The organism is Variovorax jilinensis (assembly GCF_030316885.1).
GTDB lineage: Bacteria > Pseudomonadota > Gammaproteobacteria > Burkholderiales > Burkholderiaceae_C > Variovorax > Variovorax jilinensis.
In genome coordinates, this window is record NZ_JASZYQ010000002.1 from 863,309 (window position 1) to 882,613 (window position 19,305).

Annotated in this window: 19 protein-coding genes; 9 read left to right on the forward strand and 10 right to left on the reverse strand. The window is 68.8% G+C overall.

Annotated elements, in window-relative coordinates:
* Position 1: 1 nt before the first annotated feature.
* From QTH87_RS11225 to QTH87_RS11235, 3 genes are read left to right on the forward strand one after another with little or no spacing between them, the layout of a single operon-like run.
* The gene (locus tag QTH87_RS11225) at positions 2-4,075 is read left to right on the forward strand and encodes a GAF domain-containing protein (RefSeq protein WP_286608987.1); all 4,074 of its coding nucleotides are present in this window, start codon (positions 2-4) and stop codon (positions 4,073-4,075) included.
* A 1-nt stretch (position 4,076) separates the two neighbouring features.
* Positions 4,077-4,418, forward strand: a complete 342-nt coding sequence (locus tag QTH87_RS11230) for an Hpt domain-containing protein (protein ID WP_286608988.1) — start codon at positions 4,077-4,079, stop codon at positions 4,416-4,418.
* Complete coding sequence (locus QTH87_RS11235; protein ID WP_286608989.1) at positions 4,411-5,469, forward strand: adenylate/guanylate cyclase domain-containing protein; 1,059 nt, start codon at positions 4,411-4,413, stop codon at positions 5,467-5,469. Before QTH87_RS11230 ends, QTH87_RS11235 begins: the two co-directional genes overlap by 8 nt.
* Here the strand turns inward: QTH87_RS11235 and QTH87_RS11240 are convergent.
* The 6 genes from QTH87_RS11240 to pyrG form a co-directional block, all read right to left on the reverse strand.
* Positions 5,441-6,412, reverse strand: coding sequence for a hypothetical protein (locus QTH87_RS11240; protein ID WP_286608990.1), 972 nt, complete (start codon positions 6,410-6,412; stop codon positions 5,441-5,443). The two genes, QTH87_RS11235 and QTH87_RS11240, sit on opposite strands and share 29 nt — an antisense overlap.
* Entirely contained in the window at positions 6,409-6,897 is a 489-nt protein-coding gene (locus QTH87_RS11245; RefSeq protein ID WP_286608991.1) for a hypothetical protein, read from the reverse strand. The genes QTH87_RS11240 and QTH87_RS11245 overlap by 4 nt, the downstream gene beginning before the upstream one ends.
* 31 nt (positions 6,898-6,928) lie before the next feature.
* Entirely contained in the window at positions 6,929-7,204 is a 276-nt protein-coding gene (ftsB, locus tag QTH87_RS11250) for a cell division protein FtsB (protein WP_286608992.1), read from the reverse strand.
* A gap of 21 nt (positions 7,205-7,225) precedes the next feature.
* The gene (eno, locus tag QTH87_RS11255; RefSeq protein ID WP_286608993.1) at positions 7,226-8,509 is read right to left on the reverse strand and encodes a phosphopyruvate hydratase; all 1,284 of its coding nucleotides are present in this window, start codon (positions 8,507-8,509) and stop codon (positions 7,226-7,228) included.
* Between the two features lie 69 nt (positions 8,510-8,578).
* Positions 8,579-9,436 (reverse strand): 3-deoxy-8-phosphooctulonate synthase, encoded by an 858-nt coding sequence (gene kdsA / locus QTH87_RS11260; protein ID WP_286608994.1) that lies wholly within the window; start codon positions 9,434-9,436, stop codon positions 8,579-8,581.
* A gap of 79 nt (positions 9,437-9,515) precedes the next feature.
* Positions 9,516-11,186: a CTP synthase gene (pyrG, locus tag QTH87_RS11265; RefSeq protein WP_286608995.1), complete on the reverse strand. Its 1,671-nt coding sequence runs from the start codon at positions 11,184-11,186 to the stop codon at positions 9,516-9,518.
* A 100-nt stretch (positions 11,187-11,286) separates the two neighbouring features.
* Here pyrG and coaBC point away from each other — a divergent pair, with 100 nt between their 5' ends.
* From coaBC to QTH87_RS11280, 3 genes are all read left to right on the forward strand, one after another.
* A complete protein-coding gene (coaBC, locus tag QTH87_RS11270) occupies positions 11,287-12,543 on the forward strand; it encodes a bifunctional phosphopantothenoylcysteine decarboxylase/phosphopantothenate--cysteine ligase CoaBC (protein WP_286608996.1) in 1,257 nt (418 codons plus the stop codon).
* Positions 12,540-12,986, forward strand: a complete 447-nt coding sequence (gene dut, locus QTH87_RS11275) for a dUTP diphosphatase (protein WP_286608997.1) — start codon at positions 12,540-12,542, stop codon at positions 12,984-12,986. The genes coaBC and dut overlap by 4 nt, the downstream gene beginning before the upstream one ends.
* A 200-nt stretch (positions 12,987-13,186) precedes the next feature.
* Positions 13,187-13,678, forward strand: a complete 492-nt coding sequence (locus QTH87_RS11280) for a glycine zipper 2TM domain-containing protein (RefSeq protein ID WP_286608998.1) — start codon at positions 13,187-13,189, stop codon at positions 13,676-13,678.
* Between the two features lie 73 nt (positions 13,679-13,751).
* Here QTH87_RS11280 and QTH87_RS11285 read toward each other — a convergent pair whose 3' ends face one another.
* Positions 13,752-14,276, reverse strand: coding sequence for an FKBP-type peptidyl-prolyl cis-trans isomerase (locus QTH87_RS11285; RefSeq protein ID WP_286608999.1), 525 nt, complete (start codon positions 14,274-14,276; stop codon positions 13,752-13,754).
* Positions 14,277-14,290: 14 nt separating this feature from the next.
* On the opposite strand from QTH87_RS11285, the gene QTH87_RS11290 reads away from it, so the two are divergent.
* The 3 genes from QTH87_RS11290 (at position 14,291) to QTH87_RS11300 (ending at position 16,255) form a co-directional block, all read left to right on the forward strand.
* Positions 14,291-15,430: a JmjC domain-containing protein gene (locus QTH87_RS11290; RefSeq protein ID WP_286609000.1), complete on the forward strand. Its 1,140-nt coding sequence runs from the start codon at positions 14,291-14,293 to the stop codon at positions 15,428-15,430.
* Positions 15,420-15,932 (forward strand): hypothetical protein, encoded by a 513-nt coding sequence (locus QTH87_RS11295; protein ID WP_286609001.1) that lies wholly within the window; start codon positions 15,420-15,422, stop codon positions 15,930-15,932. The genes QTH87_RS11290 and QTH87_RS11295 overlap by 11 nt, the downstream gene beginning before the upstream one ends.
* Positions 15,933-16,021: 89 nt before the next feature.
* On the forward strand, positions 16,022-16,255 hold the full coding sequence (locus QTH87_RS11300) for a hypothetical protein (RefSeq protein WP_286609002.1): 234 nt from the start codon (positions 16,022-16,024) through the stop codon (positions 16,253-16,255).
* A gap of 114 nt (positions 16,256-16,369) precedes the next feature.
* Here QTH87_RS11300 and QTH87_RS11305 read toward each other — a convergent pair whose 3' ends face one another.
* The 3 genes from QTH87_RS11305 to dapA form a co-directional block, all read right to left on the reverse strand.
* Entirely contained in the window at positions 16,370-17,146 is a 777-nt protein-coding gene (locus tag QTH87_RS11305) for an MBL fold metallo-hydrolase (RefSeq protein WP_286609003.1), read from the reverse strand.
* A gap of 7 nt (positions 17,147-17,153) precedes the next feature.
* Positions 17,154-18,236 carry an NlpB/DapX family lipoprotein gene (gene bamC / locus QTH87_RS11310; RefSeq protein WP_286609004.1) on the reverse strand — a complete coding sequence of 361 codons (1,083 nt, stop codon included), beginning with the start codon at positions 18,234-18,236 and terminating at the stop codon, positions 17,154-17,156.
* Positions 18,237-18,352: 116 nt separating this feature from the next.
* Positions 18,353-19,249 (reverse strand): 4-hydroxy-tetrahydrodipicolinate synthase, encoded by an 897-nt coding sequence (gene dapA, locus QTH87_RS11315; protein WP_444812779.1) that lies wholly within the window; start codon positions 19,247-19,249, stop codon positions 18,353-18,355.
* Between the last annotated feature and the right edge of the window lie 56 nt (positions 19,250-19,305).

The following is a 19,305-nucleotide window of genomic DNA, read 5'->3' on the forward strand; positions in this document are numbered from 1 at the left end:
CGTGTCGCCGCCATCGCGCGATCCGTTCGCGCTGCTGGTCGACGAAGTGGTCGAACTCTCGGGCGCCCGGCGCGTGCTGCTGGTGCTGCTCGATGCCGCCACCGAGCACATGCGCGTCGCAGCGCAGGCACTGCCGGCCGGCGAAGCGGCCGCCGAGTTGCTGACGGCCATCACGCCCTGGCTGGCCGAAGCGCGGCGAACCCGGCGTGCCCGCCTGCGCCATGGACCCGAAGGTGTCGATGCGAAGTCGCAGCGCTCCTGCATCGTGGCGCCGCTGATCGCCGGGGGCCGTGTGCTCGGCTTTCTCTACGCCGACGTCGAAGGCCGGCACGGTCGCTTCGAGGCGCCCGAGCGACGCCTGCTCGCGCAGTTCGCCGATCGGGCAGCGGAGATGGCGCATGCCCGGCGCACGCCCGAAGCACTCGAGCGCGAACTGGCCCGGCGCGCGCATGAGCTCACCATCATCCAAAGCATCCAGCAGGGCATGGCGGCCGGCCTCGGCTTCCAGGCGGTGGTCAAGCTGGCGGGCGACAAGCTGCGCGAGGTCCTGCACTCGGGCAACGTCAGCATCGTGTGGTGGGACGACAAGACCGACAGGCTGCAGGCGCTCTACCGCTACGAGCACGACCGGCCGCTGCCGCTGCCGCCGGCGCGCCCGCGCGGCATCGAGGGACCGGTGGAGAACATCCTGCGCACGCGCGAGATCGGCCTCGCCAACACGCGCGAGGAGCAGACCCGTGCCGGCCTGCGACCGGCGCCCGGCACCGACTGGGCGCATTCGATCGTCGCGGTGCCGATCATCGGCAGCCGCCGCGTGCTGGGCGTCATCGGCCTGCAGGACCACGAGCGCGAATACGCCTTCGGCGCCCACGAGATCGGCCTGATCCAGACCGTCGCTGCGAGCATGGGACTGGCGCTCGAGAACGCACGCCTGTTCGACGAGACCCAGCGCCGTGCGCGCGAATCGGCCGCGCTGTCGGAAGTGGGCCGCGACCTGTCGGGCTCGCTCGACATGCCGACCGTGCTGGACCGCATCGCGCGCCATGCGCGTGATCTGCTGGAGGCCGGCACCAGCGCCATCTTCCGACCCGAGCCCGGCGGCAAGAGCTTTCGCGCGCTGGTGGCCGTCGGCGACGCTGCCGATGCGATGAGGTGCAGCCTGGTGCAAAGCGGCGTCGGCGTCATCGGGCGGCTGCTCGAAGGCGGGAAACCAGCGCTGATCAACGACGCCGAGGGCGACGAGCGCCTGATGCTGGTGCCCCTGATGGCCGGCAACGAGGTGCGCGGCGCCATGGCAGTCTGGCGTCAGGGCGGCCAGCCCTTCGAGGCGCGCGAGCTCGAGTTCCTGGTCGGGCTCTCGCACCACGCCACGGTCGCCTTGCACAACGCCCATCTCTTCGACGAGACCCGCGAGGCGCTCGCGCACCAGACCGCGGCGGCCGAGGTGCTGCAGGTGATCGGCAGCTCGGTGGCCGATCCAGGGCCGGTATTCGACAAGATACTCGAATGCTGCGACCACCTGTTCGACGTCACCTCGGTCGGATTGCTGATGGTCGACGAGCAGGGGCGGCTGGCGCTCACGCGCTGGATGCTGTCGTCCAGCGGCCGCGCGGAGGTCGGTTGGCAACGCGCCGAGGAGCTCGCGCCGCTGATGACGGCCCGCGAGCCGGTGCCGCTGGCCGGCACCCCGGTCGAAAGATCTTTTCGCACCGGCGAGCTGATGGAATATCCCGACGTGCTGGCCGATCCCGCCGCGCCGCCGACCCTGCGGCGCAATGCCCAGTTGCTGGGCAGCAGTTTCGCCAGCCTGGCGGCGCCGCTGATCTGGGAAGGACGAGGCATCGGCGTGCTGAGCATGCAGCGCAGCGAGGTCGGCCCCTTCCGGCCGCGCGAGCGTGCGCTGCTCAAGACCTTTGCGGGGCAGGCCGTCATCGCGATCCGGAACGCGCAGCTCTTCAACGAGACCCGTGAGGCGCTCGAGCAGCAGACGGCCACGGCCGAGGTGCTGCAGGTCATCAGCGGTTCGATGGAGGACGCGCAGCCCGTGTTCGACAAGATCCTCGACAGCTGCCAGCGCCTGTTCTCCGGCAACCAGCTCGGCATCTCGCTGGTCCGCGAGGACGGCCTGGTGCACCTGGCGGCCCATCGCGGCCCGGCGCGCGAGGCGCTCGAGCGCTTCTATCCGCGGCCGCAGATCGACCGCGCGCGGCTCGGACCGAAGTTCGCGCAGGCCGACGTGATCCACGTGCCCGATGCGCTGGCAGAGCCCGATCTGCCCTATTTCCTGCGCGAGATCGCCAAGCACACCGGCAACTACGCGATCATGATCGCCCCGCTGATGTGGGAACGCCGGAACATCGGTTCGATCCACGTCACGCGCGATGGCGCCGGCGGCTTCGATGCCAACGAGATCAAGTTGCTGAAGACCTTCGCCGACCAGGCCGTGATCGCGATCCAGAACGCGGCGCTGTTCAGGCAGACCCAGGAGGCGCGCGCCTCGGCCGAGTCGGCCAACGAGGCCAAGAGCGCCTTCCTCGCCACCATGAGCCACGAGATCCGCACGCCGATGAATGCGGTGATAGGCATGAGCGGCCTGCTGCTGGACACGCCGCTCGATATCGAGCAGCAGGATTACGTGGCGACCATCCGTGACTCGGGCGATGCGCTGCTGTCGATCATCAACGACATCCTCGACTACTCGAAGATCGAGGCCGGGCGCATGGACATCGAGTCGCATCCGCTCGACCTGCGCGATTGCGTGGAATCGGCGCTCGACCTGGTCGGCGCCCGCGCCACCGAGAAATCGCTCGACACCGCTTATGTGTTCGAGGGCGAGGTGCCGGCCGCGATCAGCGGCGACCTCGCGCGGCTGCGGCAGATCCTGCTGAACCTGCTGAGCAATGCCGTGAAGTTCACCGAGCGCGGCGAGGTGGTGCTGACCGTCTCCGCGCAGCCCGCTGGTGCCGGCCGGGTCGCGCTGACCTTCGCGGTGCGCGACACCGGCATCGGCCTTACGCCGCAGGGCATGGGCCGGCTGTTCCAGTCCTTCTCGCAGGCCGACTCGAGCACTACGCGCAAGTACGGCGGCACCGGCCTCGGCCTGGCGATCAGCAAGCGGCTGGCCGGGCTGATGGGCGGACGCATGTGGGCCGAGAGCGAAGGTCTCGGCCACGGCTCGACCTTCCTCTTCACGATCGAGGCGCCGCTCGCGCAGCTGCCGCCGAACCGCCGCCGCGACCTCGTCGGCGTGCAGGCCGCGATGCAGGGCCGGCGGATTCTGATCGTCGACGACAACGCGACCAACCGCCGGCTGCTGGCGCTGCAGACCGCCAAATGGGGAATGGAATCACGTGCCACCGAATCGCCGGCCGAGGCGCTGCGCTGGCTGGCCGAGGGCGAGCGCTTCGATCTCGCGATCCTCGACATGAACATGCCCGAGATGGACGGCGTCGAGCTTGCGCGCCGCATCGTCGCGGCCGGCCATGCCGCGCTGCCGCTGGTGCTATTCAGCTCGGTGGGCCGGCGCGAGACCGGCGACGACGCGGCGCTGTTCAAGGCGCACCTGTCCAAACCGATCCGGCAATCGAACTTGTTCGACACGCTGGTCGGCCTGGTCTCCCACGACGCCGCTTCGAAGCCGGCGACAGCCGCCCCCGCGCCCAGGCCGCAGATCGATCCGACGATGGGCGCGCGCCATCCGCTGCGCATCCTGCTGGCCGAGGACAACGCGGTGAACCAGAAGCTCGCGCTGCGCCTGCTGCAGCAGATGGGCTATCGCGCCGACCTCGCCTCCAACGGTGTCGAGGCCGTGGCGTCGGTGCAGCGGCAGGCTTACGACGTGGTGCTGATGGACGTCCAGATGCCCGAGCTCGACGGCCTCGATGCCACCCGGCAGATCGTGGCCGCGCTGCCCGCGCCGCAGCGCCCGCGCATCGTCGCGATGACCGCCAACGCGATGCAGGGCGATCGCGAGATGTGCATCGAGGCCGGCATGGACGACTACCTGACCAAGCCGATCCGGGTCGATCGCCTGGTGGAGGCACTGAACGACGTGCCCGCACGAAAGGACCGATGAAATGAGCGATTCGACCATTGACCGTGCGAGCTTCGAGGAACTGCGCGAGACGGCCGGGACCGACTTCGTGAAGGAGCTGGTGCAGACCTTCCTCGAAGAGGCGCCCGTGATCCTCAGGGAACTGCGCGAGGCCTTCGCCGCCGGCCAGGCCGACGACTTCCGGCGTGCCGCGCATTCGCTGAAGTCGAACGGGCTGACCTTCGGCGCGCTGCAGCTGGGCGCCATGGCGCGCGATCTCGAGCTCGGCGGTCTCGCGGCCACCACCTCGGCCGCGCCGATCGATGCGCTCGCGCAGGAATACGAGAAGGTCGCTGCCGCGCTCACCGGGCTCTGTCATGAGTGATCTGCGCCATGCCTCGGCCCGGCTCCTCGTGGTGGACGACAACAAGGTCAACCGCCTGCTGCTGACGCGCAGCCTCGAACTCCAGGGGCACGAGGTCGGCTCGGCCGAGAACGGCCGCATTGCCCTCGAGCTGCTGCGCGGGGATGCCTTCGACCTCATGCTGCTCGACATGGAGATGCCGGAGATGGACGGCTTCCAGGTGCTGGAGGAACTCGCGCGCGACCCCAAGCTGCGCGACCTGCCGGTGATCGTGACCTCGTCGCTGGAAGGCGTGGCCAACATCGCGCGCTGCATCGAGCTCGGTGCCGAGGACTACCTGCAGAAGCCGGTCAACGCGGTGCTGCTCAAGGCGCGCATCGGTGCCAGCCTCGAGAAGAAGCGGCTGCGCGACCAGCAAAAGGAGATGGTGCGCCGCTTCGCCACCTCGGAAGTCGCACAGGACCTGCAGCAGTCGGGCTTCGCGCTCGGCGGCCGGCGGGTGCAGGGCACCGTGATGTTCTGCGACATCCGCAGCTTCACCACCCTGGTGGAGTCGCAGCCGCCCGAAGAGACCATCGAGCTTTTGAACGCCTACTACGCGTTGATGTTCGAGGCCATCAACAACGAGGGCGGCGTGGTCAACCAGATGATCGGCGACGGCCTCATGGCCATCTTCGGCGCGCCGCTGCCGCTCGCCGACCACGGCGCCTCCGCGGTGCGTGCGGCGCTCGAGATGGTCGACATGGTCGAGCTGCTGAACGCCGAGCGCGCCGCCGTGGGCAAGTCGGCGATCCGCATCGGCGTGGGGGTCGCGACCGGCGAGATGGTGGCCGGCTACACCGGCACCCAGCAGCGGGCCACCTACACCTGCATCGGCGACACGGTGAATCTCGCGGCGCGGCTCGAATCGCACACCAAGGAGGCGCAGCGCACGATCCTGATCGATGCCGCCACCGAGGCCGCGCTCGCGGGTCGCATGACGGTGGAGTCGCTCGGCGATGCCGCGATCCGCGGCAAGGCGCTGCCGGTGCCGATCTGGGCGGTCACGGGGCCGCGGTCGAAAAGCGGCTGAAGTGCAGGTCGGGCGCGCTGGTGTTGTGCCGTGAAGGCAGCGAACGGCCGAATCGCAGTTCGTCGGCCTCGAGCGTGGTGACGTCGTCGAGCGCAAGCGTGCGCCTCGCGGCCGAAGGCGCGGCACGGAATCCCACTTCGGCGACATCCGCGTTGTCCGCGCTCACGAACATGGATCGCAGCACCGCGAACGGCCGATCGGGCCGCGAAGGCGGCTGCAGTGTCACATCGAGCGCGGTGCGCTTGCGGCTGACCTCGACCACCTTCACCTGCGCCGTGCCGCCATCGGCGAAGCGCAGCGCGAAGGCCAGCGGCGCGAGCGTGACTTCGATCGCGGCGATGTTCACGAGCGGCCGGCCCGCATGCTCCACCGGACCGAGCAGGAACGACGAGCCGTACACGCCGTCGCCGAAGCGCGCGAGCGGCAGCGGCTTGGCGCGCCAGTAGCCGTCGGCCGGATACACCACCAGTGCCTCCAGCGGCTTCCTTGCGCCGGGCTGCCGGGCGAACACCTGCAGCAGGTGGATGTCGTCCTCGGTCCGCGTGCCCAGCGTGACCGGCACGCGGTTCGGCCGCCAGAAGCTCGGCAGCGTGATGCCGACTATCAGCCAGCGGCGGTCGTCGTGCAGCACCACGCGGCGCGGCACGAAGGCGTGGCTCGGATCGGTGGGATGCGCGCCGCCGTCGAAGTTGCAGTTCGAGAAGTCGGGTGCCGTGGTGTCGGCGGCGACGGCCGCGAGGTAGGGCGGCTGCAGCGCCTCGACGCGAAAGCGCGCGATGCCGCGGCCGCTCAGTGCCATCGAGACGTTGTCCTCTTCGGCGCAGGCGGTCGTGCGGCTCTGGTTGTCGAGCGTCACGCTTGCCGGCGCGGCTGCGACGTCGAGGGCGCCCACCCAGGCCGCCGCGCAGGCGAGGGCAATGCGCAGCGCCCTGGCCGTGCTCATGGTGAAGCCGATGTGCGCTCCGCCCGCTGCCGCAGCAGGTCGGTGAAGAGCCGGTGTTCGCAGGAGGGTTCGGAGCAGCGCTCGCATTCGGGCAGGGCCGCCATGCGAGGCCGGACCGGCACTTCGGCGTCGAGGCCCAGCGCGCGCAGCGCATGGACGAGCCGATCGGGCCCCTTGCCGTGCAGCACTGCGAACGGCAGCCGGGCCGACGCCAGCGCGGCGCGCAGCCGGTGATCGAGATCGGCCGCCTGCCGGTGCGACGATGCCTGTGCGTCGGCGCCTTCGAAGGCGTCTGGATCGACGGCCACGAGCAGGAAGAAGGCCGACCCGTTCGATGCCGTCGCCGGCAGCGCTGCCTCGTCGGCGACGACGATGCGATGACCGGGCAGCCGCACCGCGAGCGCGTCGGCCAGTTCGGCGGTCGATGCGGGCACGGCGCCGAGCAGGACGATCGTCCGGGTGGCGGGGAGCGGGGAGGGCGTCATGCGAACGGCAGGCCCGAAGATGAGGCGAGCCTCAGCGCGTGATCTGCACGAACACTTCGTTGGGCTTGACCATGCCGAGTTCCTGGCGGGCACGTTCCTCGACCATCTCGAGGCCTTCCTTGAGGTCGTTGACCTCGGAGCTCAGGCGCTCGTTGACGATCGCGGCCTTGGCATTGGCGTCCTTCTGGGTCGCCAGCTTCTCCTGCAGCTGCGCCACCTCGCGCACGCTCCCGCGCCCGGTCCAGAGCTGCCACTGGAGCACCAGCAGCAACAGGACCAGGACGATCGGGACGATGCGTGAGCGCATGGCGCCGGATCTGCGTGAGGACTAGCGCAGGTTGTAGAAGGCGCCGCGACCCGGGTAGCTGGCGACGTCGCCGAGGTCTTCCTCGATGCGCAGCAGCTGGTTGTACTTGGCGATGCGGTCCGAGCGCGACAGCGAGCCGGTCTTGATCTGGCCTGCATTGGTGCCGACCGCGATGTCGGCGATGGTCGAGTCTTCGGTCTCGCCCGAGCGGTGGCTGATGACGGCGGTGTAGCCGGCGCGCTTGGCCATCTCGATCGCGGCGAAGGTCTCGGTCAGGGTGCCGATCTGGTTGATCTTGATCAGGATCGAGTTGGCGATGCCCTTGTCGATGCCTTCCTGGAGGATCTTGGTGTTGGTGACGAACAGGTCGTCGCCGACCAGCTGCACGCGCTTGCCGAGCCGCTCGGTCAGGTGCTTCCAGCCGTCCCAGTCGCCTTCGTGCATGCCGTCCTCGATGCTGATGATCGGGTACTTGTCGACCCAGCTCGCGAGCATGTCGGTCCAGCTCTCGGCCGTGAGGCTGAGGTTCTCGCCGGCCAGCACGTACTTGCCGTCCTTGTAGAACTCGCTGGCCGCGCAGTCCAGGCCCAGCGCGATCTGTTCGCCGGCCACGTAGCCGGCCTTGTCGATCGCCTCGAGGATCAGCTGGATCGCGGCCTCATGGCTCTCGACGCTGGGCGCAAAGCCGCCTTCGTCGCCGACCGCCGTGCTGATGCCGCGGTCGCCGAGGATCTTCTTGAGCGCGTGGAACACTTCGGCGCCGTAGCGCACCGATTCGCGGAAGGTCTTGGCACCCACCGGGATGATCATGAACTCCTGCAGGTCCAGGCTGTTGTTGGCATGCGCGCCGCCGTTAATGACGTTCATCATCGGCACCGGCAGCTGCATGCCGCCCATGCCGCCGAAGTAGCGGTACAGCGGCAGGCCGGATTCCTCGGCCGCGGCGCGGGCCACGGCCATCGACACGGCCAGCGTGGCGTTGGCGCCCAGGCGGGCCTTGTTCTCGGTGCCGTCGAGGTCGAGCAGCGTGCGGTCCAGGAAGGCCTGTTCGCTGGCGTCGAGGCCCAGCACCGATTCGGAGATCTCGGTGTTGATGTTCTCGACCGCCTTGAGCACGCCCTTGCCGAGGTATCGGCCCTTGTCGCCGTCGCGCAGTTCGATCGCTTCGCGCGAGCCGGTGGAGGCGCCCGAGGGGACGGCTGCGCGGCCCATGGTGCCCGACTCGAGCAGCACGTCGCATTCGACGGTGGGGTTGCCGCGGCTGTCGAGGATTTCACGCCCGACGATGTCTACGATTGCACTCATCTTTTCTCTTTCTCAATGACGGTAATCAAACTCGTTCGACGACGGTCATGCGCATGACCGCGGCGTTGCTCATTGGACGAACAGGTCCTCGAGGAAATCGTTCTGCTTCGTGACGCGGTCGAGGGCGACCAGCGTCTCGAGCAGCGCCTTCATGTGCTTGAGCGGCACGGCATTGGGGCCGTCGCTGAGCGCCTTGGCGGGGTCCGGATGGGTTTCCATGAAGAGACCCGCCACGCCCACCGCGACCGCGGCGCGCGACAGCACCGGCACCATCTCGCGCTGGCCGCCCGAGCTCGTGCCCTGGCCACCGGGCAACTGCACCGAATGGGTGGCGTCGAACACCACCGGGGCGCCGGTCTCGCGCATGATCGCGAGCGAGCGCATGTCCGAGACCAGGTTGTTGTAGCCGAAGCTGGCGCCGCGCTCGCAGGCCATGAAGCTGTCTTCGGGCAGACCCTTTTCCCTGGCGGCCGCGCGCGCCTTGTCGATCACGTTCTTCATGTCGTGCGGCGCGAGGAACTGGCCCTTCTTGATGTTGACCGGCTTGCCCGACTGCGCCACGGCGCGGATGAAGTCGGTCTGGCGGCACAGGAAGGCCGGCGTCTGCAGCACGTCGACCACCTTGGCGGCCTCGAGGATGTCGTCCTCGGTATGGACATCGGTGAGCACCGGCAGGCCGAGCTCGCGCTTGACCTTGGCGAGGATCTCGAGGCCCTTGCCGCGGCCCGGCCCGCGGAAGCTCGTGCCCGAGGAGCGGTTGGCCTTGTCGAAGCTGCTCTTGAAGATGAAGGGGATGCCGAGCGAGGCGGTGATCTCCTTGAGCGTGCCGGCCGTGTCCATCTGCAACTGCTCGGACTCGACCACACAGGGGCCGGCGATCAGGAAGAAGGGCTGCCGAAGCCCGATGTCGAATCCGCAGAGCTTCATGCGACCCCCATGCTTGCCACTTCGTGTGCTGCGCTGCCCCCCGAGGGGGCCTTCGCGCCTTGGAGCGGTCCGGCGGCGCTCATGCAACCACCTTCAGGGCCTTCTTGTCGGCGCCCTGGTGTTCGAGCGCCGCCTTGATGAAGGCGTTGAACAGCGGGTGGCCGCTCCATGGCGTGGATTTGAACTCGGGGTGGAACTGCACGCCGATGAACCACGGATGCACGGTCTGGGGCAGTTCGACGATCTCGGTCAGGTGCTCGCGCTGCGTGAGCGCCGAGATGACCAGGCCGGCGCGGCGCAGTTCGTCGAGGTAGTTGACGTTGGCTTCGTAGCGATGGCGATGGCGCTCGGTGACCACGTCGCCGTAGATGCTGTGGGCCAGCGTGCCGGGTGCGACGTCGGAGCTCTGCGCGCCCAGGCGCATCGTGCCGCCGAGGTCGGACTTCTCGTCGCGGGTCTTGACCGTGCCGTCGTTGTCCTTCCACTCGGTGATCAGCGCGATCACGGGGGTGGGGGTCTCGGGATCGAACTCGGTGCTGTTGGCGTTCTTGAGGCCGGCCACGTTGCGTGCGTACTCGATGGTCGCGACCTGCATGCCCAGGCAGATGCCGAGGTAGGGCACCTTGGTCTCGCGCGCAAAGCGGGCGGCGGCGATCTTGCCCTCGACGCCGCGCTGGCCGAAGCCGCCCGGCACCAGGATGGCGTCGTACTTGCCGAGGCGCGCCACGTCCTGCGGCGTGATGGTCTCGGAATCGACGTAGTCGATCTTCACGCGCGCATGGTTCTTCATGCCGGCGTGACGCAGCGCCTCGTTGAGCGACTTGTAGCTGTCCGACAGGTCGACGTACTTGCCGACCATCGCGATGTTCACCTCGCGCTGCGGATGCTCGACCTCGTAGACCAGGTCGTCCCAGCGCTTGAGCTTGGCCGGCGGCGTGTTGATGCGCAGCTTGTCGCAGATCAGGCCGTCGAGGCCCTGCTCGTGCAGCATGCGCGGCACCTTGTAGATGGTGTCGACGTCCCACATCGAGATCACGCCCCATTCGGGCACGTTCGAGAACAGCGAGATCTTGGCCCGCTCGTCGTCGGGGATCGGCCGGTCGGCGCGGCACAGCAGCGCGTCGGCCTGGATGCCGATGGCACGCAGTTCCTTGGCCGTGTGCTGGGTCGGCTTGGTCTTGAGTTCGCCGGCTGCGGCGATCCATGGCACGTAGCTCAGGTGCACGAAGGCCGAATTGTTCGGGCCCATGCGCAGGCTCATCTGGCGCACGGCCTCGAGGAAGGGCAGCGATTCGATGTCGCCGACCGTGCCGCCGATCTCGACGATCGCGACATCGACCTCGTGCGCCGTGCCGATGCCGGCGCCGCGCTTGACGTATTCCTGGATCTCGTTGGTGATGTGCGGAATCACCTGCACGGTCTTGCCGAGGTAGTCGCCACGGCGCTCCTTCTCGAGCACGGTCTTGTAGATCTGGCCGGTCGTGAAGTTGTTGGCACGACGCATGCGTGTCGTGATGAAGCGCTCGTAGTGGCCGAGGTCGAGGTCGGTCTCGGCGCCGTCGTCGGTGACGAAGACCTCGCCGTGCTGGAACGGCGACATCGTGCCGGGGTCGACGTTGATGTACGGATCCAGCTTGATGAGGGTGACTTGGAGGCCGCGCGATTCAAGGATGGCGGCGAGAGAGGCGGAGGCGATTCCCTTGCCCAGGGAGGACACCACACCGCCGGTGACGAAGACGAATTTGGTCATGCCAGTTCCGGACTCGGATCCGGGAAGTGGGAAATGAGGATTATAGAGGCGTGGGGTCGAGCTTCCCGGGGCCGGCGTCCGGTCGCCTTAAACTCCGGCGATGCAACAAGAACTTGCCGGCAAACACATCCTCCTCGGGCTCACGGGAGGCATCGCCTGCTACAAGTCGGCCGAGCTGTGCCGGCTGCTCGTGAAGGCCGGCGCCACGGTGCAGGTCGTGATGACCGAAGCCGCCGCGCAGTTCATCACGCCGGTCACGATGCAGGCGCTGTCGGGGCGGCCGGTCTACGGCTCGCAATGGGATGCGCGCGAACCCAACAACATGCCGCACATCAACCTGAGCCGCGAGGCCGATGCGATCCTGCTGGCGCCGGCCAGCGCCGACTTCATTGCCCGACTGGTGCAGGGCCGCTCCGACGAACTGCTGAGCCTGCTGTGCCTGGCGCGGCCGGCCGAGCGCGTGCCGCTGCTGATCGCGCCCGCCATGAATCGCGAGATGTGGATCCATCCGGCCACGCAGCGCAACCTGCGCCAGGTCGATGCCGACGGCGCGCGCGTGCTCGGCGTCGGCAACGGCTGGCAGGCCTGCGGCGAGACCGGCGACGGCCGCATGCTCGAGGCCGAACAGCTGCTCGAGGAAGTGATCGCCGAATTCCAGCCCAAGCTGCTGGCCGGGCAGCAGGTGGTGGTGACGGCCGGACCGACCTTCGAGGCGCTCGACCCGATTCGCGGCATCACCAATCATTCGTCGGGAAAGATGGGCTTCGCGATCGCACGCGCGGCCCGCGATGCCGGCGCCGAGGTCACGCTGGTGGCCGGTCCCGTGCATCTGCCGACGCCGCGCGGCGTGCGCCGCATCGACGTGCTGTCGGCTCGCGACATGCACCAGGCCACGCTGCAGGCCGCTGCGTCGGCGTCGGTCTTTGTCGCCACCGCCGCGGTGGCCGACTGGCGCCCCGCCGCGCACAGCGACCACAAGATCAAGAAGGACGGCAGCGGCAAGCCGCCGGTGCTCGAGTTCGTCGAGAACGACGACATCCTGCTTGCCGTGGCCCAGGGCGCGCGCGCCAGGGGCGGCGAGTTGTTCTGCGTCGGCTTCGCGGCCGAGAGCGAGAACCTCGCGGCCCACGCCAAGGCCAAGCGCGAACGCAAGGGCATTCCACTTCTGGTCGGCAACATCGGGCCGCTGACCTTCGGCCAGGACGACAACAGCCTGCTGCTGGTCGACGCCGACGGCGTGCGCGAACTGCCGCGGGCGCCGAAGCTCACGCTGGCGCGCGACCTGGTGGCGGAGATCGCTGCCCGGCTGCCGGCGTTCCGCAACAACAAGATTTCCCCTACAGGTAGCAAGAATTGAAAGTCGACGTTCGCATCCTCGATGCCCGCATGCAGGATCAGCTGCCGGCCTACGCCACGCCCGGCAGCGCCGGTCTCGACCTCCGGGCCTGCCTCGATGCCCCGATCACGCTGGAGCCCAACGGCTGGCAACTGGTCGGCACCGGCATCGCGATCCATCTGGCCGATCCTGCCTTCGCGGCGCTGATCCTTCCGCGCTCGGGGCTTGGCCACAAGCACGGCATCGTGCTCGGCAACCTGGTGGGCCTGATCGACAGCGACTACCAGGGCGAGCTCAAGATCAGCGCCTGGAACCGCAGCGACACGGCATTCGTGCTGCAACCCATGGAGCGCCTCGCGCAACTCGTGATCGTGCCCGTGGTGCAGGCGGAGTTCCGGGTAGTCCCTGAGTTCCCGCCGAGCGAGCGCGGCGAGGGCGGCTACGGTTCGACCGGGAAGCACTGAGCGTCGAATGCCCGTCGTTGCAGGGTGTCGGCCGTCGCCTGCATGCATCTGCAGCGTCCGCCCACATGCGAAGCAAGGAACCGGAGACCCTCGAAGGCATCAAACAGATGAAGCTGCGTGCAGGTCATCCTGTCGACACCTGCCGCGTTGAACTTGAGTCGGCCCGCAAGGGCCGCACCTTTCCTGAGGAGCACAACACCATGAAGATCTCGATCCGCGCCGTTTCCGTCACCAGCTCCGTGCTGGCCCTGGCCACGCTCACTGCCTGCGCGCCGGCACCCATCTACCAGACCACCAGCTACCCCTACAACCCGCCGCCGCCCCAGGTGCAGCAGGGTCCGTACGTCGAATACGGCCGCGTTGCCAACATCGAGGTGTTGCGGAGCGAGACGCAGGGCTCGTCCACCTCGGGCGGCGGCGCCATCGCCGGTGGCGTGGTCGGCGGCCTGCTGGGCAATCAGATCGGCAAGGGCGGCGGACGCACCGCGGCCACCGTCGCGGGCGTGGTCGGCGGCGCGCTGCTCGGCAACAACATCGAGGGCCGCACCAATGCCCCGCGCGTGTCCGAGACCTTCCGCGTCTCGGTCCAGACCGACAACGGCGGCTTCCGCGCCTTCGACGTGCCGAGCCCGGGCGACCTGCGCGTCGGCGACCGCGTGCGCATCGACAACGGGCAGATCTCGAGGTTCTGAGTCTTCGCGTGCGTCGCACAGCAACGAAAAAGCCGGGTTGCCCCGGCTTTTTTTGCGCGTGCTGCTGCCTGCCTCAGTGCAGCGTGCCGTTGCCCGGCGCGGTGGTCGGGACCTTGAAGAAGCCGGTGCCCGCCGTGCCGCGGCCGATCTCGTCCTCGGTCGCCTCGCGCACCGACCGGACCGTGATGTCGAGCCGGATCGCGATGCCGGCCAGCGGATGGTTGCCGTCGAGCACCAGGTGCTCGGGGTAGATCTCGCTCACGGTGTAGAGCACGTCGCGCGGCATGTCGGGGTTCACGCCGGCGGGGAGCGCCGCACCGTCGAAGCTCATGCCTTCCTCGGTCTCGGCCGGGAACAGCGAGCGCGGCTCGAGAAACAGCAGCTGGTCGTTGAAGTCGCCGAAGGCCTGTTCGGGTTCGAGCTGCATCTGGACCCGGGCTCCGGGCTCGTGGCCGCGCAGCGCGGCCTCGATGGCGTCGAACAGGTCGTCGCCGCCGACCAGGAACTCCACCGGGTCGTCGAGGACGTCGAGAACCTCGCCCAGCGTATCTTTCAGCGTCCAGGTCAGTCCGACCACGCATTGTTCAGTGATTTCCATTGGACAATTCTCCCATGGAGATTGATAGCCCCCTGCCTCTTCTCGGCGGCCTGAGCGCCCGCCAGTTCATGCGACGGCACTGGCAGAAGAAGCCGCTGCTGGTGCGCCAGGCCGTGCCGGACATGGTGCCGCCACTGGCGCGCACCGCGCTGTTCGACCTGGCCGCACGCGAGGAAGTCGAGTCGCGCCTGATCCGCCACGGCAAGTCAGGCTGGACGCTCAAGCACGGCCCCTTCGCGCGCCGCGCCCTGCCCGGACGCCAGCAGCCGGGCTGGACGCTGCTGGTGCAGGGCGTGGACCTGCATGATCAGGCGGTTCACCGACTGTTGCAACAGTTCCGTTTCGTGCCCGACGCGCGCCTCGACGACCTCATGATCAGCTACGCGAGCGACACCGGCGGCGTCGGTCCGCACTTCGACAGCTACGACGTCTTCCTGCTGCAGGCGCAGGGCCGGCGGCGCTGGTCGATCGGCCGCCAGCGCGATCTCGGCCTGCAGCCCGACGTGCCGCTCAAGATCCTGTCCCGCTTCGAGGCCGAGCAGAGCTTCGTGCTCGAACCGGGCGACATGCTCTATCTGCCGCCGCGCTATGCGCACGACGGCGTGGCGGTCGGCGACGACTGCATGACCTGTTCGATCGGCCTGCGTTCGCCCGCGGCAGCGCCGCTCGGCGCCGACCTGCTCGCGCGCATCGCCGAGGCGCACGCCGATGCGCTGCAGGACGAACCCGCGCGCGCCGCGGTGCACTACCGCGATCCCACGCAGGAGCCGCTCGCCACGCCCGCGGCGATGCCGGCCGCGCTGCAGGCCTTCGCGCGCGAAGCCGTGCAGGCCGCACTGCGCGATGGCGACGTGATCGACCGCGCCCTCGGCGAATCGATGACCGAACCCAAGCCCACGGTCTGGTTCGAGCAGGGTGAGTCGCCCGAGCACTGGCATGCGGTGGCGCTCGACCGCCGCACGCGCATGCTGTACGACGCGCGCCATCTCTACATCAACGGCGAAAGCTTCCGTGCCTCGGGCCGCGACGCGACGCTGATGCGGCGCCTGGCCGACCAGCGCGCCCTGGGCCGGCGCGATCTGGCCGGCGCGAGCGATGACGCGCTGGCGCTCATGGGCGATTGGTGCGAAGCGGGGTGGCTCCATGCCGAATGACGAAGTTCCTGCGCCGGAGCCGGCGCTGCCCGAGGGCCTCTTCGAGGGCCGCCTCGCCTTCCATGCGCACCTGCAGACCGCGCTCGATGCCGCGGCGCGTCTCAACTGGCGCGAGATCGTGCTGGCCGATCCCGATTTCCTCGACTGGCCGCTGGGCGAGCGCGCCGTCGTCGACGCGCTGCAGGCCTGGTCGGCCTCGGGCCGAAGCCTGGTGCTGCTGGCGCAGCGATTCGACGTCTTCGCGCGCGAACACGCGCGCTTCGTGAACTGGCGACGCATGTGGAGCCACATCGTCGATGCCCGCGCCTGCAATGGCCCCGGCCTGCCGCCGGTGCCGAGCGCGATCTGGACGCCCGGCTGGAGCGTCCATCGCATCGACCCCGCGCACGGGCGCGGCGTCAGCAGCAGCGCAGCCGATGCGCGGCGTGCACTGCGCGAGCGCATCGACGAGTGCCTGCGCCACGCGCGGCCGGCCTTTCCCGCGACCACGCTGGGCTTGTAAGCCAAAGCCGCGAATCGCCCCGCAATGGGGCGTGCGGCAAGAAGGCAGGTCTAGAATTTTTCCTTGGTCAACACATCAAGGAGACCTTCATGAAGACATCCGCACTGATCGCTTCGTCGCTGATTGCCGCTGCCGCGCTGACCGCCTGTGGCAAGAAGGACGAGCCGCCGGCCGTGGTCGCACCGCCGCCGGCGCAGGTCGCGCCGCCCGCCGCACCGGCCGCCACTGCACCGGCGCCCGGCGCTTCATCGGCCCTCGATGCCGCGAACGCGGCCACCGAGGCTGCGAAGAAGAACGCCGCGACGCCGCCCGCCAAGCCCTGAGCGAAGTCTTTCGTCGCCGGGCGCGCAAGCGCTCGGGTCGCGGAAAGCAGAAGGCCGCCCCAAGGCGGCCTTTTCGCATCGTGCGGGCGCTTCCGCATGCACGCTGACGCCGCCTCAGAGATCGAGCCAGGGCGAGCCCTCGGCCGCGTTGGCGGTGAGCATCTCGTGCTCGCTGGCGCCGAGCGCGTCGGCCATCGACCGGCGGACGATGTCGGCGCGGTTGTTCTGTTCGCTCAGGTGCGCGCCCAGCACGTGGCGCAGGCCCGGGTGATGAACCGCGCGCGCGATGGCCGCGGCGGCGGCGTTCGAGAGGTGGCCGTAGTTGCCGCCGACGCGCATCTTGAGGAAGGGCGGATAGGCCGAGCCGGCCAGCAGGTCGCTGTCGTGATTGAACTCGAGCATCAGCGCGTCGAGTCCGGCGAGGCTGGCCATCACGTGCGGCGTGGCATGGCCGAGGTCGGTCAGCACGCCGAGGTGGCGCGCACCGTCGGTGCAGCGCAGTTGCAGCGGTTCGCGCGCGTCGTGCGGCACCGTGAAGGGCTGGATGCAGAGGTCGCCGACCTCGATGTCGACGCCGTCGCGGGCGATCTTCAGCAGGCCTTCGAAATCGTGGCCGCCGGTGGCGAGCCAGGTGCCTTCGCTCATCCACACCGGGATGCGCTCGCGCCGCGAGAGCGCGCGTGCGCAACCGATGTGGTCGCCGTGCTCGTGCGTGATGAAGACGGCGTCGAGGTCGCTCGCCGCGAGCCCTGCGCGGGCCAGCCTCCCATCGAGGTGGCGCAGCGCAAAGCCGCAATCGATCAGCAGGCGCGTGAAGCGCCCGCCGGTCGAGACCTCGACCAGCGTCGCGTTGCCCGTGCTGCCGCTGCCCAGACTGCGGAAGCGCAGCATGCGGCGGCTACTTCAGGTCGTCGGCGATGACCTGGACGATGCGCTGCGCATTGGCGGCATCGGCCACGGCGCCCTGTTCGTTGAGCACCGACACTGTCGTGCTCTCGCCCTGGCCCTTGACCAGGATGCGCAGCTTGAGCGGCGGTTCGGGCTTGCTGGAACCGAAGGCATTGATGATCTTGCCGATCGCGCTTGGCTCCTTGTTGGCGCTCGGGGGCACGTAGCGCACGAAGTAGGTGCCGGCAGCGCGGTCGCGGTCCTCGACCGTGAAGCCGGTGCGGTCGAGCGCGAGGCCGACGCGGCGCCAGGCGCGATCGAAGTTGTCGTTGATCTGCACCACGGGCTGACCGTTGACCGTCGCGACCTTGGCCGTCTGCGGCGGCGTGCCGGTGGCGGCGAGCACCTTCGACTGTTCCTGCGAGACGCCGAGCTTGACCATCAGGCGGCGCAGGAATTCGGCTTCGAGCTCGGCGTCGCTGGAGCGCGGCTGCCAGGCGGTCTGGTCCTTGCGCGAGCTGCTGTAGACCTCTTCCATGCCGCGGTGGCTGATGAAGATCTCGGTGCCGTTGGGCGTGCGTTCGAGGCGGGTGCGGAAGCGGTCGAGTTCGCCGGTCGAGTAGACCGAGTCCAGGAACTTGCCGATCACGCCGCGGATCATGTCCTGCGGCAGCTTGGCGCGGTTCTCGGCCCAGTCGGTTTCCATGATGCCGAGGTTGCGTTGCTCGCTGGTGAGCAGGAAGCCGCTCTCCTGCCAGAAATCCTTCACCGGGTCCCAGAGCTGGTCGGCCGGCCGGTTGACCACCAGCCAGCGCTGCGTGCCGGCGCGTTCCATGCGCACGTCGCCGACCGAGCCGACCGCGGTCGGCAGGCTCGGCGCGTTGGCCAGGCCGGCCTGGTAGGCGTTGGCCGTGACCGCGCCGCCGGGCACGGCGTAGCGGTTGTCGCGCGAAAGCTGGGTGAGGTCGGGCGGGACCTCGAGGGTGGGTGCCTTGCCGGCGCTCTTGTAGTCGATCTTGTCGCTCTCGAGGGCCGAGCAGGCAGCGAGGCCGACCGCCAGGGCCAGCAGCGCGAATCGCGAAATGGTGTTCAACGTCTACGTCCTTCTTCGATTTTGGAACTCGGCCGCTGCACGCGGCGCCCGCTCTTCAGAGCGCGGTGCGGGCAAAAGGTTGCGCGCGCCCGCAACGGCCGAGGTAAAGATGAGAGTCAGTCCTTGAGAAGGCCGCTCGCACGCAGCGCGGCTTCGACCACCGGCCGGCCGCCTTCGGCCAGCTCGGTGAGCGGCAGCCGCAGCGCGCCGCCGCACAGGCCCAGGCGGGCCATGGCCCACTTGAGCGGGATCGGATTCGGCTCGACGAACAGGTTCCGGTGCAGCGGCATCAGCTCGAACTGGATCTGCATGGCACGCTTGACGTCGCCTGCGATGGCCGCCACGCAGAGCTCGTGCATCTTGCGCGGGGCAATGTTGGCCGTCACGCTGATGTTGCCCTGGCCGCCACAAAGCATCAGGGCGACCGCGGTCGGGTCGTCGCCGGAATACACGGCGAAGCGCTTTGGCAGGTCGCGGATCAGCCACTGGGCGCGTTCGATGTTGCCGGTGGCTTCCTTGATGCCGATGATGCCGGGCACCTGCGCCAGGCGCAGCACGGTGTCGTGCGCCATGTCTGCCACGGTCCGGCCGGGCACGTTGTAGAGCACCGTCGGCAGGTCGCCCACCGCTTCCGCGATGGCCTTGAAGTGCTGGTACTGGCCTTCCTGGGTCGGCTTGTTGTAGTAGGGCACCACCTGCAGCTGGCAGTCGGCCCCCACGCCGCGCGCGAACTTGGCGAGCTCGATCGCTTCCTTGGTGGAATTGGCGCCGCAACCGGCCATGACGGGCACGCGCCCGCGCGCCTGCTCGACCGAGACGCGGATGATCTCGCAATGCTCTTCGACGTCGACCGTCGGCGATTCGCCGGTGGTGCCGACCACGCCAAGGCAGTCGGTGCCTTCGTCGATGTGCCAGTCGATGAGCCGGCGCAGGGCGGGATAGTCGACAGTGCCGTCGTCATGCATCGGCGTGACGAGCGCAACAATGCTTCCTGTCAGTTGCTCCAAGGGAATCTCTTTGTGTTTGCCCGAAAGGAGCCATTCTACTGACCTGGGGCTGCCCTCCGGCA

Coding starts and splice junctions, on each gene's coding strand:
- QTH87_RS11230 (WP_286608988.1), top strand. CDS start 4,077: ATGAGCGATTCGACCATTGACCGTGCGAGCTTCGAGGAACTGCGCGAG.
- QTH87_RS11235 (WP_286608989.1), top strand. CDS start 4,411: ATGAGTGATCTGCGCCATGCCTCGGCCCGGCTCCTCGTGGTGGACGAC.
- QTH87_RS11240 (WP_286608990.1), bottom strand. CDS start 6,412: ATGAGCACGGCCAGGGCGCTGCGCATTGCCCTCGCCTGCGCGGCGGCC.
- QTH87_RS11245 (WP_286608991.1), bottom strand. CDS start 6,897: ATGACGCCCTCCCCGCTCCCCGCCACCCGGACGATCGTCCTGCTCGGC.
- ftsB (WP_286608992.1), bottom strand. CDS start 7,204: ATGCGCTCACGCATCGTCCCGATCGTCCTGGTCCTGTTGCTGCTGGTG.
- eno (WP_286608993.1), bottom strand. CDS start 8,509: ATGAGTGCAATCGTAGACATCGTCGGGCGTGAAATCCTCGACAGCCGC.
- kdsA (WP_286608994.1), bottom strand. CDS start 9,436: ATGAAGCTCTGCGGATTCGACATCGGGCTTCGGCAGCCCTTCTTCCTG.
- pyrG (WP_286608995.1), bottom strand. CDS start 11,186: ATGACCAAATTCGTCTTCGTCACCGGCGGTGTGGTGTCCTCCCTGGGC.
- coaBC (WP_286608996.1), top strand. CDS start 11,287: ATGCAACAAGAACTTGCCGGCAAACACATCCTCCTCGGGCTCACGGGA.
- QTH87_RS11280 (WP_286608998.1), top strand. CDS start 13,187: ATGAAGATCTCGATCCGCGCCGTTTCCGTCACCAGCTCCGTGCTGGCC.
- QTH87_RS11285 (WP_286608999.1), bottom strand. CDS start 14,276: ATGGAAATCACTGAACAATGCGTGGTCGGACTGACCTGGACGCTGAAA.
- QTH87_RS11290 (WP_286609000.1), top strand. CDS start 14,291: ATGGAGATTGATAGCCCCCTGCCTCTTCTCGGCGGCCTGAGCGCCCGC.
- QTH87_RS11295 (WP_286609001.1), top strand. CDS start 15,420: ATGCCGAATGACGAAGTTCCTGCGCCGGAGCCGGCGCTGCCCGAGGGC.
- QTH87_RS11300 (WP_286609002.1), top strand. CDS start 16,022: ATGAAGACATCCGCACTGATCGCTTCGTCGCTGATTGCCGCTGCCGCG.
- QTH87_RS11305 (WP_286609003.1), bottom strand. CDS start 17,146: ATGCTGCGCTTCCGCAGTCTGGGCAGCGGCAGCACGGGCAACGCGACG.